The organism is Sphingomonas aurantiaca, assembly GCF_003050705.1.
Classification (GTDB): domain Bacteria; phylum Pseudomonadota; class Alphaproteobacteria; order Sphingomonadales; family Sphingomonadaceae; genus Sphingomonas; species Sphingomonas aurantiaca.
The window spans coordinates 816,795-842,989 of record NZ_QAOG01000001.1 but is presented as its reverse complement, the minus strand read 5'-3'; the positions used below and the strand labels follow the sequence as shown (position 1 = coordinate 842,989).

Here is a 26,195-nt window from a genome sequence, read left to right as displayed (position 1 = left end):
GTCCGTGGCTCTGGGTCCTGACTTTCGTCAGGATGACGGGTTGGGTGGGGTTGGCGTCGCGGCCGCCGATCGGGTGCTCGACCGGCTGGGTGGTTATCTTGAGCCGCGTTGCACTCGTGTTTTTCGCGTCGGCTGAAGGTCGGTACGTCCAGCGCGCCACCCCCCACGTCCCGTCATCCTGACGCAGGCCAGGATCCAGGGTATCGACCGCCAGCGCCCGTGGCTCTGGGTCCTGACTTTCGTCAGGATGACGGGGTTGGGTGGGGCTGGCGTCGCGGCCGCCGATGGGGTGCTCGACGGGCTGGGTAGTTTACTTGAGCCGCGTTGCACTCGTGCGTTTAGCGTCGGCTGATGGTCGGTACATCCGGCGCGCCACCCCCCGCCCCCCGTCATCCTGACGAACGTCAGGACCCAGGATACCAACCGCAGCGTCCGTGGCTCTGGGTCCTGACTTTCGTCAGGATGACGGGGTTGGCTGGCGCTGGCGTCGCGGCCGCCGATCGGGTGCTCGACCGGCTGGGTAGTTTACTTGAGCCGCGTTGCACTCGTGCGTTTAGCGTCGGCTGATGGTCGGTACATCCGGCGCGCCATCCCCCGCCCCCCGTCATCCTGACGAACGTCAGGACCCAGGATACCAACCGCAGCGTCCGTGGCTCTGGGTCCTGACTTTCGTCAGGATGACGGGGTTGGCTGGGGCTGGCGGAGCGGCGCCCGGCCATGCTCGTCCGGGCGGTGGCCACTCAATCAACAAGCGTTGCCCTTGCGTCCTACGCAGCTGTAGCCATCGTTGCGTCATCGAGGGCGGCGGCGCGTAGATAGGGTGCGCGGTTCGTCAGGCGTGCGGCGTATGTTACGAACGCGTCGCGCTTCGGGAGCCAGCCGAACTGCATGCCCCAGATCACCTGCGATCCGACATAGACGTCCGCGGCGGTGAACCGCGCGCCGGCGATGTAGGGGTGTGCGGCGACCGCGTGTTCGAGCACGTCGATCACGCGCTCGAAGCTGCCATAGCCGATCATCCGTTGTTGCGCGGCATCGGGCACGACGCCGAGCGCGCGGTTGCCGGTCGCGGCCTCGACCGGGCCGGCGGCGAAGAACAGCCAGCGATAATAATCGGCGCGTTCCTCGTCGCGGGGCGCGAGATCGGCGTCGGGGAACGCCTCGGCGAGATAGGCGCAGATCGCGGCGCATTCGGTCACGGTCTTGTGGTTGTGGACGATCGCCGGAACCTTGGCCATCGGGTTGATCGACAGATACGGCTCGGCCTTCATCGTCGTTTCGTAGTCGAGGATGACCGTTTCATACTCGGCCTCGACCTCTTCGAGCATCCACCGCGCGATCCGGCCTCTCGACATCGGGTTGGTGTACAGGGTCAACGTCATGCGACTCTCCTTGAGAACGGATCGTGAACGATGGTCTCATGGAGAGATTGCGTGGTCAAGCGGGACGCGAAGACGCTTCTTACACCAGCGCCTTGTCGAACAGGGCCAGCATCCGCGCCCACGCCTTGTCCGCCTGGGCCGCGTTGTAGACTTTCGAATCGGGTGGGCACCAGCCGTGCATCGTGCCGGCATAGACCTCGATCTCGGCGGGCAGCTTGGCGGCGGCAAGGGCGGTGCGCAGCATGTCCTTTTCGGTGGGCGCGCGGGCGTCGTCGTTGGCGGCGATCGCAATGAGGTACTGCGCCTTCATTTGCGGGATCAGTAGATGCGGGCTGTCGGGCGTGTCGGTGACGAAGCCGCCGCCGTGGAAGGTCGCCGCGGCCCGGTAACGAGCCGGGACCGCCGCTGCGGTGCGCATGACCATCGGGCCGCCCATGCAATAGCCGGTGGTGGCCAGCCCACGCTTGCGATCGGTCTGCGGCTGCGCGTCGATGAAGGCGGTGAAGGCCTTTGCGTCACGGACCGTGCCGTCGGCGGTGAGCGCGTCGCGGAACGGCGCGATGCGCGCGCGGACGGCGGGCTGGTCGTAGGATTCGCCGGGGTTGAGGAAGGGGGCCTTGGTCGAGCGATAGAACTGGTTGACGACGAGCACGGCATAGCCCGATTGCGCGAGCCGGTCGGCCATCTGGCGGAAGGCGGGGCGCAGGCCCATCACGTCGGGCCAGACGAGTACACCGGGATGCTTGCCGGTGGCGGGCGCGACGAAATAGGCGTCGGCCTTGCCGTCGGGGGTGGTGATCGACACGTCGCGGCCCTTGATGACCGCGGCGTTGGCGGGCGCGGGCAAGAGCATCGTCAGCCCCATCGCACCGGTCATCACGCCGAACTGGCGGCGCGAGACGCCCGCCAGATAGGCTTCGTTATCGTCTGCGGTATGCTCGTCGCACATGGGCCTATCCTCTTGTATTTGGCCGCATGCTAGCTCAGGTCGCGCGCCACCACCACACGCCATCGTGCGTTTCGCGCACGGCGCGGCGCTCGACCTCGAGGCGGCGGAGATGCGCGAGCGCCTCGCCGGTCGCCATGCCGAGCACGTCGGGGCCGATCGCGCGGCGGAAGAGGCGGCCGAAACAGTCGACCGCACGCCGCGGCTCGGCGAGGAAGACGGCGAGTTCGTCGAGTCGCTCGCGGTGCTCGCGGTCCATCGCGTCGAGCCGCGTGTGGAGGCCGGTGAACGGGTCGCCGTGGCCGGGGAGGACGAGCAGGTCGGCCGGCAGCGTCTTCAGCTTGGCGATCGAGGCGAACCATTCGCCCAGCGGGTCGGCGCCCGGTTCGGTGACGCCGAGCGAGACGTTGGGGCTGATCCGCGGGAGGACCTGGTCGCCGGCGATGAGGATGCAGCCGGCCTCGTCGAGCAGACAGGCGTGCTCGGGGCTGTGGCCGGAGCCGGTGACGATCCGCCAGTCGCGGGCGCCGATCGTGAGCGTGTCGCCGTCCTCGATGCGGGTGTAGCCGAGCGGCAATGGCGTGATGATCTTGCGGAAGCCGGCCCAGCCCTTGGCGGTGGCGTGGGCGATCTGCGCGGCGTCCCAGCCTGCGGCGTGCCAGAAGGCGAGCATCTCGGGCGGGACCGAGTCGCGCGCGTCGGCGGCGAGCATGCGCGCGGTCAGCCATTCGCCACGCGTCATGATCAACGGGGCGGCGTGGTGGTCGCACATCCAGCCAGCGAGGCCGATATGATCGGGGTGGAAGTGCGTGCCGATCATCCGGGTGACTCGGACGCCGGCCTTGGGACCGGCGAACACGGCCTTCCAAGCGTCGCGCGCGGGGGCGGTGTTCATGCCGGTGTCGACGAGCGCGTCGCCGTCGCCATCGGCGAGCAGCCAGCAATTCACGTGCTTCAGTGGGCCGGGGATATGGAGGCGGACCCAGTCGATACCGGGGGCGACCTGCATCGTGCCGCCGCTTGCGGGCTCTGCGCCGCCGAACGGGTAGGTCAGGCCCTTGTGGCTGGTGGGCGCGAACGCGGTGTCGGGTTGGGTGGCCATGCGTTGCGGTTAGCAACTGGTCGGTTTGCAGGCCAGCAGCATCGGTTCGTCAGCTGCCAGCCCGCGCCAGCCGTCTGGTAGGGAACGGCTATACCTTCAACCACCTCCCCGGCGGAGGCCGGGGTCCAGTTGGAAAGGTCAGGATAACGGCGCGCCACCGTCGCCATGATCGTCCCCCAACTGGGCCCCGGCCTCCGCCGGGGAGGTGTGATGGAAGGACGCTGCGCCCCAAACGAAAAGGGCGGTACCTTTCGGCACCGCCCCTCCTTGTCTTTTGCCCCGGCGATACCGGGAAGACGATCAGCGCTTGAAGGGGTCGTCGAAGAGCGGCTTGACGGGGAGGACGCCGCCGTCCGCTACGAACTGTGCGTCCGCGGCCGCCTGGGTGCGTTCGGCGCGGAGCTGCTGGAGCAAGACTTCGCGGTCGCCTTCGAGGCGGGTGTCGGTGGGGGCTTCCATGCCCGCCGCCTTGGCGGCCTTGGCCACCGCCGCGTCGAGTTCGCGCTGCGAGGTCAGGCCGAGCGTGACCGGGTCCTTCGGCGTGATGTTGGCGATGTTCCAGTGGCTGCGGTCGCGGATCGCGGCAATCGTCGTGCGAGTCGTGCCGATCAGCAGCGAGATCGCGCCGTCGGTGATCTCCGGGTGATTGCGGATGATCCACGAGATGCCGTCGGGCTTGTCCTGACGCTTCGAGACCGGCGTATAGCGCGGCCCCTTGGTGCGGCGGACCTGCTCGGGGCCCTTGATCATCTTGAGCTGGTAATCGGGATCGGCGGCACCCTTGTCGATCTCGTCCTGCGTCACTTCGTGCGCGCGGACCGGATCGCGACCGGTGAGCTTGGTCGAGGTCGTGTCGTCGGCGATCGCCTGGATCTCGAGGATGTGCAGGCCGCAAAAGTCCGCGATCTGCTCAAAGCTGAGCGCAGTATTGTCGACCATCCAGGCGGCGGTCGCGTGGGGCATGAGCGGCTGGGCCACGGCGGAAACTCCGTAAAAATAGAAAGGGCCGCCCCTTTCGGAGCGGCCTGACATGAGAGAGACTTACTGCGCGCGGGCCTAACAGGCAAGCGAACAAGCGTCAGGCCGCCATGAGCTTCCTGTCGAGCGGAACGAGCGCGTGCAGGAACTGTCGGGCGCTGGCGGGCCAGCTGTAGCGGGCGGCATAGGCGGCGCAGGTGACGCTGCGGCGGGTGAGCGCGGCGGCGATCGCGACATCGAGATCGGCGTCCATCGCGCCGACGCGATCGTCGAGGACGTCGATCGGGCCGGTGACGGGATAGGCCGCGACCGGCGTGCCGCAGGCCAGCGCCTCGATCATGACCAGCCCGAACGTGTCGGTGCGACTGGGGAAGACGAGCACGTCGGCGGTGCGATAAGCCGCCGCAAGATCGAGCCCCGAACGCTGGCCGAGAAAGACGGCGTTGGGGAAGCGGCGCGCGAGCGAGGCGCGGGCCGGGCCATCGCCGACCACGACCTTGGTACCGGGATGCCTGGAGGCGAGGAACGCCTCGATATTCTTCTCGATCGCGACTCGCCCGACATAGAGCAGGATCGGGCCGGGCAGCGCCGCGATCTGCGGATCGCGCGCGCCATCGAAGCCGAATTGCGCAAAGTCGATCCCCCTGCCCCATTCGCGGACCTGGGGCAGGCCCTGGTCGACGAGCGTCTTGGCGACCGAGGGGGTGGAGACGAGGATCGACTGCGCGGGGCGGTGGAACCAGCGGATATAGCGCCAGATCCAGTCGGGGTTCGCGCCGGTGCGCGCGGCGACGTAATCCGGGAATTGCGTGTGATACGCGCTGGTGAAGGGCAGCGCGCGGGCGAGGCACCAGGTGCGCGCGGCGAGGCAGACCGGGCCCTCGGTCGCGAGGTGGATCGCATCGGGTCCGAACGCGGCGAGCATGCGGCCGACCGCGCCCGATCGCGCGAAGGCGAGGCGGATCTCGGGATAGGTCGGGCACGGCACCGAGGCGAAGCGTTCGGGCGACACCACCAGAACCTGATGGCCGATCGATTCCAGTTCGCGCTGGACCGCCTGCAGCGTGCGGACGACGCCGTTGACTTGCGGGCTCCAGGCGTCGGTGACGATTGCGATACGCATCGATGTTCTCCTGCTTGCCCTCTCCCGTCGGGGAGAGGGAGGGACCCGCCCGGCGCAGCCGGGTGGGAGGGTGAGGGCACGCTTTTCAGTCGCGTCGTGGACTTGCCCTCACCCGCGCCGCTGACGCGGCTTGCCCTCTCCCCGCGGGGGAGAGGGTTTCATCAGGCGGCTAGCTTGACGACCTTGTCCTGTTCGCGCGCGGCGATCTCGTCGGCCCAGTGGAGCAGCTCCATGCGGCCGTCGAAATGCTCGACCAGCGCGGTGCAGCCTTCGACCCAGTCGCCGTCATTGTAATAGGCGATGCCGGCGATCTCGCGCATTTCGGCGGTGTGGATGTGACCGCAGACGACCCCCTCGACACCGCGGACGCCCGCCGCGTGCGCGACCACCTCCTCGAAGTGCGAGATGAAGGCGACCGCGTTCTTGACCTTGGCTTTCGCGTGCTTCGACAGCGACCAATAGGGCATGCCCAGCCGCCGCCGCACGCCGTTGACCCAGCGGTTGAGCCCCATCAACATCGTGTAGGCGGCGTCGCCGATATGCGCGACCCAACGGTGCGCGAGCGTGATCGCATCGAACTCGTCGCCGTGGAGCACGAGCAGGCGGCGGCCGTCGGCGGTCTCGTGGATCGCTTTGCGCCGGATCGAGATGCCGCCGAAATCGAGCCCCGAATATTGGCGGAACACCTCGTCATGGTTGCCGGGGATATAGACGACGCGGGTGCCGCGCTTGGCGCGCTTGAGCAGGCGCCAGAGGACGTCGTTGTGTGCGGCGGGCCAGTAGAATTTCTTCTTCAGCCGCCAGCCGTCGATCATGTCGCCGACAAGGTACATCGTCTCGCTGTCGACGTGATCGAGGAAGTCGTTGAGCATCCCGGCGTTGCAGCCGCGCGTGCCAAGATGGACGTCGGAGATCCAGATCGTGCGATACTGGCGCCGATCGACGATCGGTTCGGGTACGGACGGCCGCGAATGAATGAAATCGGCGATGTCGGCGATGTCGGCGCCCATGTTGCCAGATGGCGAAAACGTCGTAACGGCGTTCATGAGCCTGCCCCCGCGAAACTAACCTTGGGCATTCTTCTACGGGACTATTGTGACATCGTGGTCGCAGTCCGGTGACTGTTCGAAGTCATTGTCGCGACGCTGTTGCAATGCACGCAAACGCGTTGACGAATCGCGGGGAAGCTGAACCTATGGCGCGACTATACAGGGAGACTCTATCGTGAAGTTCCGTTTCAAGAGCGTTGCCGCGGCGGTTGCCGGGATGGCGATGATGACTGCGCCAACGATCGCATCGGCCGCCAATCCAGCCGCGTCGTTGTCGGTGGCCAAGTCGGCGACCGTCCGCGCGGGTACGCCGTCGTCGGGCAAGAGCGGACTCGCCGAGGGTCCGACCGCGACCTATGTCAGCATCGGCATCCTGGCCGCGCTGGTCGTCGGCGTGCTGCTCGCGACGAGCGGCGGGGATGATTCCTCGGACAGCAACTAAGCGTAGGCTTTCCGTGACCGCGTCCCGGGTAAATTGGCGACCCTCCCCCGCCAGGGGGAGGTGCTGCGGTATGCGGCGGAGGGGGAGGACACGGAACAGGCGTTTTCCTGTCCTCCCCCTCCGTCAGGCTGCGCCTGCCACCTCCCCCTGGCGGGGGAGGATCGGGTTTGGCGCGGCCGGCTGCGATTTATTCCATCGTCAGGACGATCTTGCCGACATGGTCGCCGGCTTCCATCCGCGTGTGCGCGGCGGGGGCGTCGGCGAAGGCGAAGGTCCGGTCGATTACCGGCTTGAGCTTGCCCGCCTCGACATGCGGCCAGACGGTGCGCGCGAGTTCATCGGCGACCAGCGACTTGAACGCGGTATCGCGCGGGCGCAGCGTCGAGCCGGTCAGCGTCAGGCGACGGCGCATGATCTCGAACAGCGGCACCGTCGCGGTCATCCCGCGCTGCACCGCGATCGAGACGTGGCGGCCGTCCTCGGCGAGGCATTGCAGGTTGCGCGGGACATAGTCGCCGCCGACCATGTCGAGCACCGCCGCGACGCCCTTGCCGCCGGTGATCTGCTTGACGCGCTCGACATAATCCTCGGTCTTGTAGTCGATCGCGTGGGTGGCGCCGAGGCTGAGCGCCGCCTCGCACTTGGCCTTCGAGCCCGCGGTGACGATGATGTCGATGCCGAACAGGTTGCACAGCCCGATCGCCATCGTGCCGATGCCGCTGGTGCCGCCGTGGACCAGAACGGTATCGCCTTCGGTGGCGTAGGCGCGCTCGAACAGATTGGTCCAGACGGTGAAGAGCGTCTCGGGCATCGCTGCCGCCTCGACCATCGTCAGCGCCTCGGGAACGGGCAGGCACTGGCCGAACGGCGCGATCGCATAGTGCGCATAGGCACCGCCAGTGATCAGCGCGCAGACGGTTTGCCCGATCTGCTCGTCGCCGACGCCTTCGCCGACCGCGACGATCGTCCCGGCGATCTCCATGCCGAGAATCGACGGTGCGCCGGGGGGCGGCGGATATTTGCCCATGCGCTGCATCACCTCGGGGCGGTTCACGCCGGCGGCGGCGACCTTGACGAGGACCTCGCCCTGCCCCGGGCGCGGGACCGGGCGGTCGACGAGCACCAGGACGTCGGGACCGCCGGGCTGTTCCGGATCGATCGCCTTCATGACGTCAGGGATAGTCGGGGTAGTCGAAGTGGTGTCGGGTATCGCGGTCATTTGCTCGTCACGTCCCTTTAGATTTCCGCGCCTTATTGACATCACTCGGGTGCGGGTCAACGTTGCATCCACGATGGACATGGATGACGCCCCCTCCCGTCCCGACGATCTGCTTGACGCACTGGTGCGGCAGGACCTTGATCCGCTGTCGGTCGCCGAGCTCGATGCGCGGATCACCGTGCTCCAGGGCGAGATCGCGCGATGCCAGATCAAGAAGGACCGTGCGGTCAGCCACCGCGCCAGCGCCGACGACCTGTTCAGGCGGTGACCGGCCGGGCCACCGCCATGCGTGCTATATTTAAGCAACGCAGGAACGGACGGGGCCGGGTTCAAGTGGTTGATGCGACCGATATCAGTTCCGACATAGTGGCAAAGGGCCTGCGGTTTCGCGGCCCGACAGGAGTAATGTAAATGCCATCATTTGCACCCGCGCTCGAGACCACGCTGCACAAGGCGCTCGAGGCGGCATCGGCCCGGCGCCACGAATATGCGACGCTCGAGCATCTGCTGCTCGCACTGATCGACGACGAACATGCGTCGAAGGTCATGACCGCGTGCAACGTCGAGATCGCCGAGCTGAAGACCACCGTCGCGCAGTATCTCGACAGCGAGCTCGACGCGCTGAAGGTCGATGCGGCGACCGATCCGTCGCCGACCAGTGGTTTCCAGCGAGTCGTCCAGCGCGCGATTCTGCACGTCCAGTCCTCGGGCCGCGACGAAGTGACGGGTGCGAACGTGCTCGTCGCGCTGTTCAGCGAGCGCGAGAGCTATGCGGTGTATTTCCTGCAGCAGCAGGACATGAGCCGCCTCGATGCGGTGAGCTTCATCAGCCACGGTGTCGGCAAGGGTGGCCAGCAGCCGACCGAAGCCTCGACGCCCAAGGGTGCGGACGACGAGAAGCCGGCCAAGGGACAGGAGAAGGGCAAGACGGAAAGCGCGCTCAAGCAATTCACGGTCGACCTCAACGAGAAGGCCAAGGCGGGCAAGGTCGATCCCCTGATCGGGCGCGGACCGGAGGTGGATCGCACGATCCAGATTCTGTGCCGCCGGTCGAAGAACAACCCGCTCTATGTCGGCGATCCCGGCGTCGGGAAGACCGCTATTGCCGAGGGCCTGGCGCGGAAAATCGTCGAGGGCGACGTGCCCGACGTGCTGCTGCCCGCGATCATCTACTCGCTCGACATGGGCGCATTGCTGGCCGGCACGCGGTATCGCGGCGACTTCGAGGAGCGGCTGAAGGCGGTCGTCAATGAACTTGAGAAGCTGCCAGACGCGGTGCTGTTCATCGACGAGATCCACACCGTGATCGGGGCCGGCGCGACGAGCGGCGGCGCGATGGATGCGTCGAACCTGCTCAAGCCGGCGCTTAGCGGCGGCACGATCCGGTGCATCGGCTCGACGACGTACAAGGAGTTCCGCAACCACTTCGAGAAGGACCGCGCACTGCTGCGGCGCTTCCAGAAGATCGACGTCAACGAGCCGACGATCGAGGACACCATCAAGATCCTGGCGGGTCTGCGGTCGGCGTTCGAGGATCACCACAACGTCAAGTACACGCCCGACGCGATCAAGTCGGCGGTGGAGCTGTCGGCGCGGTACATCAACGACCGGAAACTGCCCGACAAGGCGATCGACGTGATCGACGAGGTCGGCGCGATGCAGATGCTGGTGCCGCCGAACAGGCGCAAGAAGACGATTACTCCCAAGGAGATCGAGCAGGTCATCGCGACGATGGCGCGCATCCCGCCAAAGTCGGTGTCGACCGACGACAAGCTGGCGCTCGCCACGCTCGAGACGGATCTGAAGCGTGTAGTGTTCGGGCAGAATGCGGCGATCGAGAAGCTGAGCTCGGCGATCAAGCTGGCCCGCGCCGGCCTGCGCGAGCCGGAGAAGCCGATCGGCAACTATCTGTTCACCGGCCCCACGGGTGTCGGCAAGACGGAGGTCGCCAAGCAGCTGTCGACGATTCTGGGCATTCCGCTCCAGCGGTTCGACATGTCCGAATATATGGAGCGGCATTCGGTCAGCCGTCTGATCGGTGCGCCCCCGGGCTATGTCGGGTTCGACCAGGGCGGTCTGCTGACCGATGCGGTCGACCAGAACCCGCATTGCGTGCTGCTGCTCGACGAGATCGAGAAGGCGCATCCGGACCTGTTCAACATCCTGTTGCAGGTGATGGATAACGGGCGGCTGACCGACCAGCACGGTAAGTCGGTCGACTTCCGCAACGTCATACTGATCATGACGACCAATGCGGGTGCGAGCGACATGGCGCGCGAGACGGTCGGCTTTGGCAACCTCACGCGGGAGGGCGAGGACGAGCAGGCGGTGCAGAAGATGTTCACGCCCGAGTTCCGCAACCGCCTCGATGCGGTGGTGCCGTTCGGATACCTGCCGACCGAGGTGGTGGCGCGCGTCGTCGACAAGTTCATCCTCCAGCTCGAACTCCAGCTGGCGGACCGCGGCGTGCACATCATGCTCGACGAGGAGTCGAAGGCGTGGCTGACGACCAAGGGCTATGACAAGCTGTACGGCGCACGGCCGATGGGTCGCCTGATCCAGGAGAAGATCAAGCAGCCGCTCGCCGAGGAACTGCTGTTCGGCAAGCTGGTCCATGGCGGCGAGGTGACGGTGAAGATGAAGGACGGCGCATTGTCGTTCGCGATCGAACCCGCCGCGCCCAAAAAGCCCAAGAAGAAGGGCAAGGTGGAGACCGTCGACGCGAAGTAATCGCGGTTTGACGGTGTGAGACATGGCCCGCCGCCGGAGCGATCCGGCGGCGGGCTTTTTCTTGGGTGCGGCCCCGCGATCGGCGGACCCAGCGCTGAATCTGCCCGCGTTTACCGTTAATTCGGGAAGCCCCGCTAAAATAGTCTCATGGACCGCTTGGCATGGCTGCGATGGACGATCGGTGCGCTCGCGCTGATGCTTGGTCTTTCGCTCGCCCTTCCCGTCACCGCGACCACCGGCACGCCGTTGTCGGTGTGCATCCGGCCTGTGCTGGCCGGACAGACGCCGGCCGCGCTGTTCGCGCAGCCGGCAGGGTTCGACTGCACCACCGCGCAGACCAAATTCGGCGGCGGCGACTTCTGGATCCTGTCGCAGCGGCTGCCCGCGATCGCCGCGGGCGACCATGATCCTACCGTCCGGATCGGCAGCACCTGGGTGCACCGGGTGACGCTGTACGTGCTGTATGCGGACGGATCGATCCGCCGCAGCGGCTTCACCTCGCGCACCGCAGGCCGGTTGCTCGGGCTCGGCGCGGTGATCGTCCAGCCGGTCCCGCGGCACGACGTCGCCCCCGTCCGACTGCTCTGGCATCTGGAGGGCGCGGCGAACCTGCGCGGGCTGATCCTGGGCCCCGCGCTTGCGGCGCATCAGCAGAGCGACACGACCGAAATCCTGCTCGCCGCGCTGTATGGCGCGTTCGGTGGCATGGCGATCGCGCTGATCGTCTATAATTTCGCCCTGTGGGGCGCGCTGCGGCAGGCGTTCCAGCCTGCGTATTGCCTGCTCGTGCTGTGCCTGCTCGCTTATGCGCTGACCTCGTCGGGTGCGCTCGGGCAGATGCTGCCGATGCTCGACAATAATGATCGCCAGCGGTTCAACGCGCTGTTCCTCGCCGCGTCCGCCGCCGCCGCGTTGCTGTTCGCGCGCACCTTCTTCGAACGCGCGGTCTTTAGCGGATGGCTGCGGCCCGCGAGCACGGTCGTGATGACCGCGTTGATGACCACGGGGCTCGCCTGGGCGGCGCTGGCGCCGTGGCAGTTCCACTTGCTCGACCGGCTGCTGGCAGGCGCGTATCTCGCGCTGCTGGTGCTGATCCCCGCCGTCCTGATCCAGGCCTGGCGCGTGCGGAGCAATTTCCTGTGGCTGTTCGCGCTGGCCTGGGGCGTGCCGATCGCGGTCGCCGCGCTGCGCGTCGCCAACGCGTTCGACCTGTTCGGCTGGAGCCTGTGGCTCGACAATTCGACGATCCTGTCGATGGCGCTCGAATCGATGCTGTCGAGCATGGCGATCGCGTACCGGATCCGGTTGCTGAGCGTCGAGCGCGACACCGCGCGCGCGCAGGAGATCGCCGCGCGGCTGTTGGCCGATACCGAACCGTTGACGGGCCTGCTCAACCGCCGCGCGTTCCTGAACCGCGCGATCGGCCGGCCGGGTGACCAGGTGCTGATGATCGCCGACGTCGACCACTTCAAGCGGGTCAACGACCTGATCGGGCATGACGGCGGCGACGAGGTGCTGCGCGTCGTCGCCCGCGCGCTGCACAATTCGGTGCCGCCCGACTCGCTCGTCGCGCGGATCGGCGGCGAGGAGTTCGCGATCCTGTTCGATGCGACCAACGCGGTCGACCCTGCCGCGGTGCTCGAGCGCGTGCGCGGCCAGCGGATGCCGTTCGATATCGTCGTGACCGCGAGCATCGGCACCTGCACCGGCCCGCTGATGCACGAGACCGACTGGAAGCATCTGTATCACTGCGCCGACCGTGCGCTGTTCGCGGCGAAGGCGGCGGGACGCGACTGCGCGCGTGCGGCCCCGACCGCGCGGATCGCCGCCTGACCGGCGCGCGCCGCGGTCGGCTTTGCACCCGGCTTGTCGGCGGCGGCGATTTGCGACATGGTCGCGCGCCTGCCCGGGGGGGCATGGGCCGGGGGGACACGGGATGCGCAATCACAAGGGGACGCTGCTGATCGCGGGGCTGGTCGCGCTGACCGCGCTGGCGGTGCGCCATCCGACGATCGACGTCCAGCTGGTGACGCACGACTCGCGCGACCCGTCGCCGCACCGGATGCAGGCGGCGGTCGACCTCGGGCTGGTCGGTATCTCGGTGCTCTACACATGGACCGTCAGCCGCCTGCGCTGATCCTGGCGGCGATCGGGCGCGTGATCCCACCGGGCGATCCTTGGCCCGCGTCCTTGACCCCCATCGCGTGCCTGCGCCATAGCGACGGACATGGACACGCCGATCGAAGACCTCGCGTTCGAGGATGCACTGAAGGAACTCGAGCTCATCGTCGGGAAGCTGGAGAGCGGCGACACGCCGCTGCAGCAGGCGATCGAGTTGTACGAGCGCGGCAACAAGCTCCGCCAGCGTTGCGCCGACCGGCTCGACGCGGCGCAGGCGCGGATCGAGGCGATCCGGCTCGATGCCGACGGCAAGCCCGCGGGCGTCCGCCCGTTCGCGGCGGGCTGACGCGGTGAGCGGGATGCCCCTCACGCTCGACGCCGCGCTCGCGGACGTCGCGGCCGAGATCGACCGGCAGTTCGACCAGCTGCTGGCGATCCCCGACGATCCGCGCGCCGACCTGTACCGCGCGATGCGGCATGCCGCGATCGGTGGGGGCAAGCGACTGCGCCCGTTGCTGGTCTTCGCGACCGCCAACCTGTTCGACGTGGCGCGCGAATGTTCCGCGCGGGCGGCGACCGCGCTCGAGGCGATCCACGTCTATTCGCTGATCCACGACGATTTGCCGTCGATGGACAATGACGACATGCGCCGCGGCAAGCCGACCGTGCACAAGATGTTCGACGAGGCGACCGCGATCCTGGCGGGCGATTGCCTGCATGCGCTGGCGTTCGAGGTGCTGGCGGATCCGGCGACGCACGCCGATCCGTTCGTGCGGATCGAACTGGTGCTCGACCTCGCGCGTGCGGCCGGCCCGAACGGCATGGCAGGCGGCCAGATCATGGATATCGAGGCGGAGACGACGCGCTTCGACCTGAACACCGTCACGCGGTTGCAGCAGATGAAGACGGGCGCGCTGATCTCCGCCTCGGTCGAGGCGGGTGCGATCCTGGGTCGGCTGCCGCCCGAGGGCCGGGTGGGCTTGCGCGGCTATGCGCACGACCTGGGGCTCGCGTTCCAGATCGCCGACGACCTGCTCGATGCCGAGGGCGACGAGGCGGTCGCGGGCAAGAAGCTGCGCAAGGACGAGGTTGCCGGCAAGGAGACGTTCCTGTCGCTGCTGGGCCCCGAGCGCGCGCGCGAACAGGCGCGGATGCTCGTCGATCAGGCGATCGCGCATCTGCACAGCTACGGCAAGGAAGCCGACCTGCTACGCGACATTGCGCGCTTCGTGCTCGAACGCGACCGCTAAGCGCATCACCGGGAGCTCAACATGACCGCACGCATTGGTGTCTATCCGGGCACGTTCGATCCGGTCACGCTGGGCCATATGGATATCATCCGGCGCGGCGCGAAGCTGGTCGACCGGCTCGTGATCGGGGTGACGACCAACCCGTCCAAGTCGCCGATGTTCACGATCGAGGAGCGGATGGCGACGGTGCGCCGCGAGGTCGCGGGGATCGGCGGCGACATCCAAGTCGTCGCGTTCGATTCGCTGCTGATGGACTTTGCCGAGCGCCAGGGGGCGAAGGTGATCGTCCGCGGCCTGCGCGCGGTGGCGGACTTCGAGTATGAATATCAGATGGCGGGGATGAACCAGCAGATCAATCCGCGCGTCGAGACGGTGTTCCTGATGGCCGACGTCGCGTTGCAGCCGATCGCGAGCCGGCTGGTCAAGGAAATCGCGCTGTACGGCGGCAACATCGCCAAGTTCGTGCCCGAGGCGGTCTGCGCCGACGTGGTGGCGCGGGTCGAGAAGATCGGCCGCAAGGGCAGCTGAGCCCTTCGCAGCTAAGCCAGGCGGCGTATCGATCCCGCGGACGGGATCGATACGCCGCGCAATCCTACTTCCCGAACCCGGTCGGTGCGGGCGAGACGACGCTGGTCGTGCCGCCGCGGATTTCCTTCACCTCCAGCGCGCGCTCGGCGACATTGTCGCGGCCGAAGCGGAACGCGCCGTCGATGCCGGCAAAGCCGTCGCCGTCGCGCAGGCGGTTGACCGGGAACGGCGTGCCGGGCTTCCAGTCGCGCGCGATGCGGACCGTGAGCAGCACCGAATCATAGCCGAGGCTCGACAGGCGGTACGGCCCTGCGCCGAAGCGGGCGCGGTATTTGGCGGCATATTGGCGGTAGAGCGTGTCCGAGACGCTGGCGTACCAGGCGCCCGACAGCGCGGGCTTGGCGGCGATGCCGGTGTCCGAATTCCAGAGCTCGGTGCCGAGGATGCGCGTTGCGGCACCGCTGCCGCGCTTCACCATCGCCGCCGCGGTCGCCGCGTTCGCGCCGCTGTCGGCGATCAGCACCGCGTCATACGGGGCCTTCGCCGCGAGCCGCGTGACCGCGCCCGAGACCGCGCCGGGGGCACGCGCATAGGTCTGGAGCGAGACGACCTGGCCGCCGGCGCCTTCGACGGCGCGCAGGAACGCGGTCGAGGCGCGCTCGCCGTACAGGCCGTTGGGAACGAGCCCGGCGAAATTGCTGACGCCGCGTTCGCGCGCGAAATCGACGACGCGCGCGACCGACTGGGTCGGCACATAGCCCATCAGATACGCGCCGTTGCCCGCCACGCCGAGATCGTTGGAGAAGCTGAGCACCGGGATGTTCGCGGCGCGTGCGATCGGCGCGACCGCGCGGACGTCGTCGGCAAGCAGCGGCCCGAGGATCAGCTGCGCGCCCTCGGCGATCGCGCGCTGCGCGGCGGCGGCGGCACCGGTCGCGGTGTCGTAGTTGGTGATCCGCACGCGCTGGTTCTGCGTATCGAGCAAGGCCAGCATCGTCGCGTTGGCGATCGAGGTGCCGACGCCGGCGTTGCTGCCCGACAGCGGCACGAGCAGCGCGACGCGGTTGCGCTCGGCATCGCGCGGGATGCCGGTCTCGACGTCGATGCTGGGGCGATCCGCCGGCCGCGTGGTCGGGCGCTGCTGCGATGGCTCGACCGGACCGCGCGGGACGATCGTCTGGCACGCCCCCAGCAGCCCCGCCGCGGCAAGCACCGTCCATCGCCCGAATCGGCGTGCCGATTGCCCTATCGTCGTCGCGTCTGCCATGACCGTCCCCATGAACCCTGAAACTCTTCTCGATCCCGGCCTCTACATCGTCGCGACCCCGATCGGCAATCTTGGCGATCTGTCGCCCCGCGCCGCCGATATCCTCCGGCGCGCCGACGTGATCGCGGTCGAGGACAGCCGCGTGACCGCCGGGCTGCTCCGCCACATCGGTACGAAGACGCCGATGGTGCCGTATCACGATCACAGCGCGGAAGGGGTCAGGCCGGCGTTGATCGCGCGGATGGCGACACAGGCGGTGGCTCTGGTGTCGGACGCGGGGACGCCGCTGATCTCCGATCCCGGCTTCAAGCTGGTGCGCGACGCCCGCGCGGCGGGGCATCTGGTGGTGACGATCCCGGGGCCGTGCGCCGCGGTCGCCGCGCTGACGCTGGCGGGGTTGCCGACCGATCGCTTCCTGTTCGTCGGCTTCCTGCCGTCGAAGCTGCACGCGCGGGCGGAGGCGATCGCGGAGGTCGCGACGATCCGCGCGACCTTGGTGATGTACGAATCGGGGCCGCGGCTTGGTGCGTGTCTGGCGGCACTCCTGGAGGGACTGGGCGACCGCGAGGCGGCGGTGACTCGCGAGATCAGCAAGAAGTTCGAGGAGGCGGTGACGGGCACGCTCTCGATGCTCGCCACGCGCTATGCCGATGCGCCGCCGCGCGGGGAGATCGTGATCGTCGTCGCGCCGCCGGGCGAGGCGCCGCCTGCCAGCCTCGAGGACGGCGACACCGCGCTGGTCGAGGCGCTGACGCGGCTGTCGACGGGCCAGGCGGCGAGCGAGGTGGCCAAGGCGCTCGGGCTCGATCGCAAGGCGCTGTATGCGCGGGCGCTCGAGCTGAAGGCGAAACCCTGATCGCCCCTTCCGCTTGCGGGAGGGGTTAGGGGAGGGCATGCAACGAACGTGTCGCCCCCGCCCTCCCCTAACCCCTCCCGCAAGCGGAAGGGGAACACGCAGGATCGACAGGTCGCGGAGGCTGCGGGGCGGCGCGGGGAGCGGCTGGCGGGGTGGTGGCTGCGGCTGAAGGGCTGGAGCATCCTCGATCGCCGCGTGCGGACACCTGCGGGCGAGGTCGACATCGTCGCGCGCAAGGGCACGCTGGTCGCATTCGTCGAGGTGAAGACGCGTGCGACCGCGGCCGAACTCGACTTTGCGATCGACGAGCGGCGGCTTGCGCGGGTGGCGGCGGCGGCGGAATTTCTGATGCCGCGCTATGCCGGGGCGGGTGACGATATCCGGGTCGACGTGATCCTGCTCGCGCCGGGCACGCGGCCTCGGCATATCGAGAATGCTTGGATCGGATAGGGGGCCTCTCCGGCGGCCCACTTTCCTCCGTCATCCTGACGAAAGTCAGGATCCAGGGTAACTCTGGGCATCCCCGTTTGGCTCTGGATCCTGACTTTCGTCAGGATGACGAGGGAGTGGGTGACAGGGCGTGGGTGCCGGAAGCGGCGTGACGAGGCGTGGATGACGGAAGGGGGGCGTGGGTGACCGGGTGACTTCGCGGCCCCGCGCTCCTACATGCGCTCGACCGAACAGAAGGAAGACGCATGAGCCTCACCGTCGCCGTCCAGATGGACCCGCTCGACAGCATCAACATCGCGGGCGATTCGAGCTTTGCGCTGATGCTGTCGGCGCAGGAGCGTGGCCATCGCCTCTTCCATTATGCCGCCGAGGACCTGAACTATCGCGACGGCCGTGTCTGGGCGAAGGCGCATCCGGTAACCGTGCAGCGCGTCGTCGGCGATCATTTCTCGGTTAGCGAGGCGGTCGACCTCGACCTTGGTGACGAGGCGGACGTGGTGCTGATGCGGCAGGATCCGCCGTTCGATCTCGGTTACATCACCGCGACGCACCTGCTTGAGCGGATCGCGCACAAGACGTTGGTCGTCAACGATCCCGCGCAGGTGCGGAATGCGCCTGAAAAGGTGTTCGTGCTGGATTATCCGCAGTTCATGCCGCCGACGCTCGTCACGCGGAGCCTTGACGAGGCGCGGAAATTTCTCGCCGAGCACGGCGCGATCGTCATCAAGCCGCTGCACGGCAATGGCGGCAAGGCGATCTTCAAGGTCGAGTCGGACGGCGCCAACCTGTCGGCGCTGATCGAGGTCTTCAACATGACGTGGCGCGAGCCGCACATGGTGCAGGCGTTCCTCCCCGACGTGGCGAAGGGCGACAAGCGGATCGTGCTGGTCGACGGCGAGATCGCGGGCGCGATCAACCGGCTGCCCGGCGAAGGCGAGATCCGCTCCAACCTCGCGGTCGGCGGATCGGCGGAGAAGACCGAGCTGACCGACAAGGAGCGCGAGATCTGCGCGGTGCTCGGGCCGGAGCTCAAGAAGCGCGGGCTGTTGTTCGTCGGGATCGACGTGATCGGGGGCACGTGGCTGACCGAGATCAACGTGACCTCGCCTACGGGCATCGTCGCGATTGGGACGTTCGACGGGACCGATGTTGCTGGCATGATCTGGGATGCGATCGAGGCGAAGGTGGCCGCGCGCTAGTCTCTCCCAATACACCACCCCGGCGAAGGCCGGGGCCCAATTGGAAAGGTTGCGGTAACGGAGCGCGACCGTTCGCCACGACCGTCCCCCAATTGGGCCCCGGCCTCCGCGGGGGGGGGCGAACTGGGGGGCCGTGTGGAACCCTTCCGGCGTCCCGGCAGTATCTCATTCCCATGACCGAATTCATCCTCGATCTCATCGCCTGGGGCGGATATTTCGGTATCTTCCTGCTGATGGCGCTCGAGAATATCGTGCCGCCGGTGCCGTCCGAGGTCATCATGGGACTCGGCGGTATGGCGGTCGCGCGCGGTGACATGAGCGTCGTGCCGCTGATCGCATGGGGCACCGCGGGCTCGGTCGTCGGCAACTACTTCTGGTATTATATCGGCCGTAACATCGGCTATGAGCGCTTCCGCCCGTTCATCGAGCGCAATGGCCGCTGGCTGACGATGGGATGGTCCGACGTCGAGACGATCCACCGCTTCTTCATGAAGCGCGGCGGCTGGGTAATTTTCGTGTTCCGGTTCATGCCGACCTTCCGCACCGTCATCTCGCTGCCCGCGGGGATGACGCGGATGCCGATCTGGCAGTTCGTGATCTGGACCGCGGCGGGCAGCGCGATCTGGAACACGGTGCTGACCTATGCCGGTATCCTGCTCGGCTCGCATTTCTCGCAGCTCGACCGCTATGTGGGGCCGGTCGCGGTGGCGACGTTCGTCGTGATCTTTATCGGCTATGGCTGGCGCGTGATGACCTGGAAACCCAAGGGCTGAGCGCGCCCGTCAGCCGTGCGGATGCGCGTTGCGGTAGACGTCCATCAGATGCGCGGCATCGACCTGCGTATAGACCTGCGTCGAGCTGAGGCTGGCATGCCCCAGCAATTCTTGCAGCGCGCGCAAGTCGGCGCCGCGGCCCAGCAGGTGGGTCGCAAAGCTGTGGCGGAGCGCATGCGGCGTCGTCCGGTCGCCAAGGCCGAGCCGGGTGCGCGCGGCCTGCACCGCGCGACGGATCATCACCGGCGAGAGCGGCCCCCCCTTGGCGCCACGAAACAGCGGTTCGTCGCGCGCAATCGCCCAGGGTGCCTGCGCGACATAGGCGTCGATCGCGGCGCGGACCTGCGGCAACAGCGGGACGACTCGCGTCTTGGCGCGCTTGCCCGTCACGCGGAGAGTCTCGCCGAGCGGCAGGATGTCACCGTGCAGCGTCAATGCCTCGCCGATGCGGAGTCCTGCCCCGTACAGCAACAGCAGCACCGCCCAGTCGCGCGCGCCGATCCACGGCTCGGCGGCGTCGTCGGCCACCTCCCCGGCGAGCGCCATGGCGTCGGCGGGCGAGATCGGCCTGGGTACGCCGGTCTTAACGCGGGGGCCCCGCATCCGCGGTTGCTCCGCCTGAGCATTCGCCCAAGCGAGGAAGCCGCGCACCGCGGACAATTCACGCGCCGCCGAAGCATTGCCTAGCCCGTGCTCGCGGCGGTCGGCGAGATAGGCGCGCAGGTCGGATGCGGTCACGCGCGACAAGTCGGCACGGTCGATGCGCGCGCCCCAATGCGCCTGGAGGAACGCAGTCAGCCGCTCGGCGGTCGCGCGATAGGCGCGAATCGTATGCTCGGAGCGTCGCCGATCGCGCGCCAGATGCTCGCTCCAGAGCATCGAGGACGGCCTGTTGTAAGAATCAATATCATCGGATGCCGATGCATCCTGCGGCGCCACGGCAGGCGGCGGCGGTGTGGGGGGGGAACTGGGGGGGCGCATGCATGGACAGTATCCGCTGGAACCGGCAAAGAAAATTAACGCCCTCACATTATTAGAAAACCCATGTCTTCAGCACTGCCCACGGCCGATATGTTCGCGGACGAGACACGACGGTTGGCCGCCCTTCATGCGCTCGCGTTGCTCGATAGCGAACCCGAGCGCGAGTTCGACGCGCTGGTCGCGCTGGCGGCGGACATGCTCAATTGCCCGACCGCGATGCTGACGCTGGTCGATACCGACCGGCTGTGGATCAAGGCGTCGACCTCGGGCGAGCAGAGCGAGATCGCGCGCGATGTCGGGATGTGCACGCAAACGATCCGGGGCAGCGACCCGTTGGTCATCGACGATCTCGCGCTCGACCCGCGGTTCGATGCGAACCCGATGGTCGCCGCCCGGGACGGCCTGCGCTTCTATGCAGGCGCCCCGATCCACGCGGTCGACGGCGAGGGCGAACGGCATGCGATCGGCGCGCTGTGCGTCGTCGATACCACACCGCGCAGCATGAGCGACGCGGGCCGCCGCGCACTCCAGCATCTCGCGACGCTGGCCGAGACGACGATTGCGGCGCGGGCCGCCGCGTCCAAGGCGCTCGAAATCGCCACCACCGCGGACCGCCAGGCCGCGGCGCTCGCGCGGCAGGACCGGATCTTCCGCCAGGCGGAGCGGATGGCGGCGTTCGGATCGTGGCGGGTGGACTTCGCGGACGACCGGCTCGAATGGTCGGACGGCGTCTATCATATCTACGGCCTGCCAATGTCGGTCCGCCCGACGATGACGACCGCGATGGACTTCTATCCCCCGCATGCGCGTGCGGAAATCGATGCCGGGCTGGCGCGCGCGATCGAGACCGGCGAGCCGCTCGATATCGAGGTCGATTTTACCACCGCGCAGGGCGAGCAGCGCCGGGTCCGCGTGATGGGCGAATGCGAGGGACGGGGCGAAGGCGGCAAGCCGGCGGCGCTGGTCGGCGTGTTCCAGGACGTGACCGAACGCCACGCGCTCGAACTGACGCTGCGCCGGACCGCGGACACCGATTCGCTGACGGGGATTGCCAACCGTGCCGCGTTCGATCGCGCACTGGATGCGGCGATGCTGCGCGCGCACCGGCAGGGCACGCCGCTGTTGCTGGCGCTGATCGATCTCGACGGGTTCAAGGCGATCAACGACACGCTCGGCCATACCGCGGGCGACGACGTGCTGCGCGGGGTCGGCCGCGTGCTCGAGGCGCCGTGGCTGAAGGGCAGCTTTGCCGCGCGGCTGGGTGGGGACGAGTTCGCGGTGATCGTCGACGATCCGGGGCTCGCCGCGTCGATGGGCCATGTCTGCCGGCGGCTGGAGGAGACGCTGCGGTTTCCGATCGCGATGGGCGGGCTGGCGATGGTCAGCGCCGGCACGGTCGGCGTCGCGATGCTCGACCAGGATTGCCATACGACGCGCGATTTCGTCCACCGGGCCGACACGATCCTCTACCAGGCCAAGCGCGAGCGCGTCGGCGAGCGTCGGCGGTCCGCCGCCTAGGCTGAAGCCGGGGCTGCCCGACACGCCGTGGTGCGCAAGGCGGTTCACGCGGCGACGATCTGCCCCCATATACGCACCCGATGTCGTCCCGTGCCCGTGTCCTGATCCTCAACGCTGCCCTTGGGCCGCTCGACTACCGCGTGCCTGCCGGGATGACCGTCGGGCCGGGCTCGATCGTCGTCGCGCCGCTCGGGCCGCGGCAATTGCTCGGCGTGGTGTGGGAGGCGGAGCGGATGCCGTCGGATGCGGAGGTCGGCGACAACCGGCTGCGCAACCTGCTCGCGGTCGCCGACGTGCCGCCCTTGGGAGCACCGCTGCGGCGGCTGGTCGAGTGGACCGCGGATTATTATCTCGCGCCCGCCGCCTCGGTGTTGCGGATGACGCTGGCGTCGACCTCGGCGCTGGAGGGTGCGCGGACGGCGGTCGAGTATCGGTCGACCGGTGTCGTGCCGCCGCGGCTTACCCCGCAGCGCGAGCAGGCGCTGGAGCGGATCGGCGACCGGCAAGGCCTGATCCGCGAACTCGCCACGCTCGCCGAGGTCAGCGATGCGGTGATCCGGGGGCTGGTGAAGGTCGGCGCGATCGAGGCGGTCGAGGTGAGCATCGACGTCCCCTACCCCGTGCCCGATCCGGTGCATCACGAGCCGACCTTGTCCGACGACCAGCGTGCGGCGGCGGATGCGCTGGTGGCCGGGGTGGCCGAGCATGCCTTCCATCCGACCTTGCTCGACGGCGTTACCGGCTCGGGCAAGACCGAGGTGTATTTCGAGGCGGTTGCGCAGGCGATCCGCGACGGCCGCCAGACGCTGGTGCTGCTCCCCGAGATCGCGCTCACGGAACCCTTCCTCAAGCGCTTCCACGACCGGTTCGGGTGCGAGCCGGTCGCGTGGCATTCGGGGCTACGCTCCACCCAGCGGCGTCGTGCGTGGCGCGCGATCGCGAGCGGCGAGGCGCTGGTGACGGTGGGCGCGCGCTCGGCGCTGTTCCTGCCCTATCGCGATCTCGGGCTGATCGTCGTCGACGAGGCGCACGAGACGAGCTTCAAGCAGGAAGAGGGCGTGCATTATCACGCGCGCGACGTCGCGGTGATGCGCGGCAAGTTCGAGGGGTGCCCGGTCATCCTCGCCTCCGCCACGCCGGCGATCGAGACCCGGCAACAGGTCGCGACCGGGCGCTATGCCGAGCTCAAGCTGCCGGGCCGGTTCGGCGTTGCGGAGATGCCGACGATCGAGCCGATCGACCTGATCAAGGACCCGCCCGAGCGCGGCCGGTGGCTGGCGCCCAAGCTGGTCAAGGCGATGCAGGCGACGCTCGAGCGGCGCGAGCAGTCGCTGCTGTTCCTCAACCGGCGCGGCTATGCGCCGCTGACGCTGTGCCGGACGTGCGGGCACCGGTTCCAGTGCCCGAACTGCACCGCGTGGATGGTCGAGCACCGTCTCACCAACCGGCTCGCCTGCCATCATTGCGGCCATGCCGAACCGACGCCGCGCGTGTGCCCCGAGTGCAAGGGCGAGGATACGCTCGTTGCCTGTGGGCCGGGGGTCGAGCGGATCGCAGACGAGGTGACGGCGCTGTTCCCGGAGGCGAAGACGGCGGTCGTGACGTCGGACACGATCTGGTCGCCCGCCAAGGCGTCAGAGTTCGTCGGGCGGATGGAGGCGGGCGATATCGATATCGTCGTCGGCACGCAGCTGGTGACCAAGGGGTATCACTTTCCGAACCTGACATTGGTCGGGGTAGTCGATGCGGACCTGGGGTTGGACGGCGGTGATCTGCGGGCGGCGGAGCGTACCTTCCAGCAGATCCGGCAGGTGTCGGGACGCGCCGGGCGTGGCGAGAAACCGGGGCATGTGTTCATCCAGACGCATAGTCCGGGCGCGCAGGTGATGCAGGCGCTGATCACCGGCGATGCGGATGCGTTCTATGCGGCGGAAACCGACGCGCGCAAGGACGCGGGGGCGCCGCCGTTCGGGCGCTATGCGGCGATCGTGGTGTCGTCGGAGGACCAGAAATGCGCGCACGAAACCGCCAAGCTGGTCGGGCGGAGTGCGCCCGAGGTCGAGGGGATGCACGTCTATGGGCCGGCCCCTGCCCCGCTGGCGATGCTGCGTGGGCGGCACCGGTATCGGCTGCTGGTACACGCCAAGCGTGCGCTGGACGTGCAGGATGTGATCAGGGAGTGGCTGGGGAAGCTGGACTGGCCGTCCAAGGCGCGGGTGACGGTCGACGTCGATCCGTATAATTTTCTGTAGCGGCCCCGGGGGGGGCACCTCCGCGGTCCGTCATCCTGACGAAAGTCAGGATCCAGAGCCACGCAGCGCCACCCGTTGTTACCCTGGATCCTGACTTTCGTCAGGATGACGGACCGGGTGGAGGGAGCGTATGCTTATCCCCGCCGTGGCGAGGAAAGCGACCTTACTCGGCCGCGTGTTCGGCCAGCACGGTCAGACCCTTGGCGCTGACCTCGGCGAAACCACCGCGGATCGCGATCGTCTCGGGCGTGCCGTTCTGCGTGCGATACACCTGCACGCCGCCGTCGCGGACCGTCGACATGAACGGCGCGTGGCCCTCCAGCACGCCGAAATCGCCTTCGGTGCCGGGGACGACGACCATGTAGACCTCCTCCGAGCGGACGAGCTTTTCTGGCGTGACGAGTTCGAAGTGCAGCATCTTATTCGCCTTCTCCCTCTCCCCGTCGGGGAGAGGGTCGGGGTGAGGGGCAGTACCGGGCGGGAGCGCTTGTGGCAGCCCCTCACCCCAACCCTCTCCCCGGAGGGGAGAGGGAGCTGGAAGCGCTTAGGCTTCCGCGGCCATCTTTTCGGCCTTGGCGACGGCTTCGTCGATGCCGCCGACCATGTAGAATGCGCTCTCGGGCAGGTGATCATACTCGCCCTCGACGACCGCCTTGAACGAGCGGACGGTGTCCTCGAGCTGGACGAACTTGCCGCTGATGCCGGTGAAGACCTCGGCGACGTGGAACGGCTGGCTCAGGAACTTCTGGATTTTCCGCGCACGCTGCACGGTGAGCTTATCCTCTTCCGACAGCTCGTCCATGCCCAGGATCGCGATGATGTCCTGCAGCGACTTGTACTTCTGCAAGGTCGACTGGACCGCACGCGCGGTGTCGTAATGCTCCTGGCCGACGACGCGTGGCTCGAGCAGACGCGAGGTCGAATCGAGCGGATCGACTGCCGGGTAGATGCCCAGCTCAGAAATCGCACGGTTGAGGTTGGTCGTCGCATCGAGATGCGCGAACGACGTCGCAGGCGCCGGATCGGTAAGATCGTCGGCCGGCACGTACACGGCCTGCACCGAGGTGATCGACCCCTTGTTGGTCGAGGTGATGCGCTCCTGCAGCGCGCCCATGTCGGTCGACAGCGTCGGCTGATAGCCCACGGCCGACGGAATACGGCCGAGCAGTGCCGACACCTCTGCGCCCGCCTGCGTGAAGCGGAAGATGTTGTCGACGAAGAACAGCACGTCCTGGCCTTCGACGTCGCGGAAATACTCAGCGATCGTCAGGCCCGACAGAGCGACGCGTGCGCGTGCGCCTGGCGGCTCGTTCATCTGGCCGAATACGAGCGCGACCTTCGAGCCTTCCGACTGCGGATTGCCGTCGGCATCCTTGGCGATGACGCCCGCGTCGAGGAACTCGTGGTACAGATCGTTACCCTCGCGGGTACGCTCGCCGACGCCCGCGAACACCGAGGTGCCGCCGTGACCCTTGGCGATGTTGTTGATCAGTTCCTGGATCAGCACGGTCTTGCCGACGCCGGCGCCGCCGAACAGGCCGATCTTGCCGCCCTTTGCATAGGGTGCGAGCAGATCGATGACCTTGATCCCCGTGACCAGGATCGCGCTCTCGGTCGACTGGTCGACGAACAACGGTGCCGAGGCATGGATCGGTGCGGTCGTCTCTGCGCCGACGGGGCCACGCTCGTCGATCGGCTCGCCGATGACGTTGAGGATGCGGCCGAGCGTCTTCGGGCCGACGGGCACGCGGATCTGCGAGCCGGTGTCGGTGACGGTCTGGCCGCGGGTCAGACCCTCGGTCGCGTCCATCGCGATCGTGCGCACGGTGTTCTCGCCGAGATGCTGGGCGACCTCGAGCACGAGCCGGTTGCCGTTATTGTCGGTTTCGAGCGCCGACAGAATGGCGGGCAGGTTGTCGGGGAAATGCACGTCGACGACGGCACCGATGACCTGCGAGATGCGGCCGGTGTTGTTCGTGGCCTTCGAGCTGCCCTCGGTCGGGCGGATGTCTTCAGCGGCGGTTGCCAT

Annotated in this window: 25 protein-coding genes; 14 read left to right on the top strand and 11 right to left on the bottom strand. The window is 67.8% G+C overall.

Annotated features, from left to right (window positions below):
- Positions 1-767: 767 nt before the first annotated feature.
- The 6 genes from C8J26_RS03930 to C8J26_RS03905 form a co-directional block, all read right to left on the bottom strand.
- Positions 768-1,382 carry a glutathione S-transferase family protein gene (locus C8J26_RS03930; protein WP_107956767.1) on the bottom strand — a complete coding sequence of 205 codons (615 nt, stop codon included), beginning with the start codon at positions 1,380-1,382 and terminating at the stop codon, positions 768-770.
- 79 nt (positions 1,383-1,461) lie between these two features.
- Positions 1,462-2,331: a dienelactone hydrolase family protein gene (locus C8J26_RS03925; protein WP_107956766.1), complete on the bottom strand. Its 870-nt coding sequence runs from the start codon at positions 2,329-2,331 to the stop codon at positions 1,462-1,464.
- 34 nt (positions 2,332-2,365) lie between these two features.
- Entirely contained in the window at positions 2,366-3,430 is a 1,065-nt protein-coding gene (locus C8J26_RS03920) for an MBL fold metallo-hydrolase (RefSeq protein ID WP_107956765.1), read from the bottom strand.
- Between the two features lie 300 nt (positions 3,431-3,730).
- Positions 3,731-4,408 carry a DUF1013 domain-containing protein gene (locus C8J26_RS03915; protein WP_055873545.1) on the bottom strand — a complete coding sequence of 226 codons (678 nt, stop codon included), beginning with the start codon at positions 4,406-4,408 and terminating at the stop codon, positions 3,731-3,733.
- Positions 4,409-4,508: 100 nt separating this feature from the next.
- The gene (locus tag C8J26_RS03910) at positions 4,509-5,531 is read right to left on the bottom strand and encodes a glycosyltransferase family 4 protein (RefSeq protein ID WP_107956764.1); all 1,023 of its coding nucleotides are present in this window, start codon (positions 5,529-5,531) and stop codon (positions 4,509-4,511) included.
- Between the two features lie 161 nt (positions 5,532-5,692).
- Positions 5,693-6,577, bottom strand: coding sequence for a UDP-2,3-diacylglucosamine diphosphatase (locus tag C8J26_RS03905; protein WP_107956763.1), 885 nt, complete (start codon positions 6,575-6,577; stop codon positions 5,693-5,695).
- A gap of 178 nt (positions 6,578-6,755) precedes the next feature.
- On the opposite strand from C8J26_RS03905, the gene C8J26_RS03900 reads away from it, so the two are divergent.
- Complete coding sequence (locus C8J26_RS03900; RefSeq protein WP_244185143.1) at positions 6,756-7,022, top strand: hypothetical protein; 267 nt, start codon at positions 6,756-6,758, stop codon at positions 7,020-7,022.
- A 187-nt stretch (positions 7,023-7,209) separates the two neighbouring features.
- On the opposite strand, the gene C8J26_RS03895 is transcribed toward C8J26_RS03900, so the two are convergent.
- Positions 7,210-8,241, bottom strand: a complete 1,032-nt coding sequence (locus tag C8J26_RS03895) for an NAD(P)H-quinone oxidoreductase (protein WP_244185142.1) — start codon at positions 8,239-8,241, stop codon at positions 7,210-7,212.
- A gap of 73 nt (positions 8,242-8,314) precedes the next feature.
- Here C8J26_RS03895 and C8J26_RS03890 point away from each other — a divergent pair, with 73 nt between their 5' ends.
- From C8J26_RS03890 to coaD, 7 genes are all read left to right on the top strand, one after another.
- A complete protein-coding gene (locus tag C8J26_RS03890; RefSeq protein ID WP_056411943.1) occupies positions 8,315-8,509 on the top strand; it encodes a DUF1192 domain-containing protein in 195 nt (64 codons plus the stop codon).
- A 143-nt stretch (positions 8,510-8,652) separates the two neighbouring features.
- Positions 8,653-10,971 (top strand): ATP-dependent Clp protease ATP-binding subunit ClpA, encoded by a 2,319-nt coding sequence (gene clpA / locus C8J26_RS03885; protein WP_107956761.1) that lies wholly within the window; start codon positions 8,653-8,655, stop codon positions 10,969-10,971.
- Between the two features lie 147 nt (positions 10,972-11,118).
- Positions 11,119-12,804 carry a GGDEF domain-containing protein gene (locus tag C8J26_RS03880; protein WP_107956760.1) on the top strand — a complete coding sequence of 562 codons (1,686 nt, stop codon included), beginning with the start codon at positions 11,119-11,121 and terminating at the stop codon, positions 12,802-12,804.
- A 103-nt stretch (positions 12,805-12,907) separates the two neighbouring features.
- The gene (locus tag C8J26_RS03875) at positions 12,908-13,108 is read left to right on the top strand and encodes a hypothetical protein (protein WP_056411953.1); all 201 of its coding nucleotides are present in this window, start codon (positions 12,908-12,910) and stop codon (positions 13,106-13,108) included.
- 90 nt (positions 13,109-13,198) lie between these two features.
- Complete coding sequence (locus C8J26_RS03870) at positions 13,199-13,438, top strand: exodeoxyribonuclease VII small subunit (RefSeq protein ID WP_056411955.1); 240 nt, start codon at positions 13,199-13,201, stop codon at positions 13,436-13,438.
- 13 nt (positions 13,439-13,451) lie between these two features.
- The gene (locus tag C8J26_RS03865) at positions 13,452-14,342 is read left to right on the top strand and encodes a polyprenyl synthetase family protein (protein ID WP_107956759.1); all 891 of its coding nucleotides are present in this window, start codon (positions 13,452-13,454) and stop codon (positions 14,340-14,342) included.
- Positions 14,343-14,363: 21 nt separating this feature from the next.
- Positions 14,364-14,870 carry a pantetheine-phosphate adenylyltransferase gene (gene coaD, locus C8J26_RS03860; RefSeq protein ID WP_056411962.1) on the top strand — a complete coding sequence of 169 codons (507 nt, stop codon included), beginning with the start codon at positions 14,364-14,366 and terminating at the stop codon, positions 14,868-14,870.
- Between the two features lie 64 nt (positions 14,871-14,934).
- Here coaD and C8J26_RS03855 read toward each other — a convergent pair whose 3' ends face one another.
- Positions 14,935-16,137: a penicillin-binding protein activator gene (locus C8J26_RS03855; RefSeq protein ID WP_107957060.1), complete on the bottom strand. Its 1,203-nt coding sequence runs from the start codon at positions 16,135-16,137 to the stop codon at positions 14,935-14,937.
- 10 nt (positions 16,138-16,147) lie between these two features.
- Here C8J26_RS03855 and rsmI point away from each other — a divergent pair, with 10 nt between their 5' ends.
- From rsmI to C8J26_RS03835, 4 genes are all read left to right on the top strand, one after another.
- On the top strand, positions 16,148-16,993 hold the full coding sequence (rsmI, locus tag C8J26_RS03850) for a 16S rRNA (cytidine(1402)-2'-O)-methyltransferase (RefSeq protein WP_107957059.1): 846 nt from the start codon (positions 16,148-16,150) through the stop codon (positions 16,991-16,993).
- Between the two features lie 48 nt (positions 16,994-17,041).
- Positions 17,042-17,443 carry a YraN family protein gene (locus tag C8J26_RS03845; RefSeq protein WP_107956758.1) on the top strand — a complete coding sequence of 134 codons (402 nt, stop codon included), beginning with the start codon at positions 17,042-17,044 and terminating at the stop codon, positions 17,441-17,443.
- Between the two features lie 245 nt (positions 17,444-17,688).
- Positions 17,689-18,642, top strand: a complete 954-nt coding sequence (gene gshB, locus C8J26_RS03840; RefSeq protein ID WP_107956757.1) for a glutathione synthase — start codon at positions 17,689-17,691, stop codon at positions 18,640-18,642.
- A 173-nt stretch (positions 18,643-18,815) separates the two neighbouring features.
- Positions 18,816-19,415: a DedA family protein gene (locus C8J26_RS03835; protein WP_107956756.1), complete on the top strand. Its 600-nt coding sequence runs from the start codon at positions 18,816-18,818 to the stop codon at positions 19,413-19,415.
- 9 nt (positions 19,416-19,424) lie between these two features.
- Here C8J26_RS03835 and C8J26_RS03830 read toward each other — a convergent pair whose 3' ends face one another.
- Positions 19,425-20,294, bottom strand: coding sequence for a tyrosine recombinase XerC (locus C8J26_RS03830; protein ID WP_107956755.1), 870 nt, complete (start codon positions 20,292-20,294; stop codon positions 19,425-19,427).
- 165 nt (positions 20,295-20,459) lie between these two features.
- On the opposite strand from C8J26_RS03830, the gene C8J26_RS03825 reads away from it, so the two are divergent.
- Together C8J26_RS03825 and C8J26_RS03820 are read left to right on the top strand one after the other, a co-directional pair.
- On the top strand, positions 20,460-21,914 hold the full coding sequence (locus C8J26_RS03825) for a diguanylate cyclase domain-containing protein (protein WP_056411986.1): 1,455 nt from the start codon (positions 20,460-20,462) through the stop codon (positions 21,912-21,914).
- A gap of 80 nt (positions 21,915-21,994) precedes the next feature.
- Positions 21,995-24,166: a primosomal protein N' gene (locus C8J26_RS03820; protein WP_107956754.1), complete on the top strand. Its 2,172-nt coding sequence runs from the start codon at positions 21,995-21,997 to the stop codon at positions 24,164-24,166.
- A 163-nt stretch (positions 24,167-24,329) separates the two neighbouring features.
- Here C8J26_RS03820 and C8J26_RS03815 read toward each other — a convergent pair whose 3' ends face one another.
- Together C8J26_RS03815 and atpD are read right to left on the bottom strand one after the other, a co-directional pair.
- The gene (locus tag C8J26_RS03815) at positions 24,330-24,584 is read right to left on the bottom strand and encodes an ATP synthase F1 subunit epsilon (RefSeq protein ID WP_107956753.1); all 255 of its coding nucleotides are present in this window, start codon (positions 24,582-24,584) and stop codon (positions 24,330-24,332) included.
- Between the two features lie 126 nt (positions 24,585-24,710).
- Positions 24,711-26,195, bottom strand: coding sequence for a F0F1 ATP synthase subunit beta (gene atpD, locus C8J26_RS03805; protein WP_056411996.1), 1,485 nt, complete (start codon positions 26,193-26,195; stop codon positions 24,711-24,713).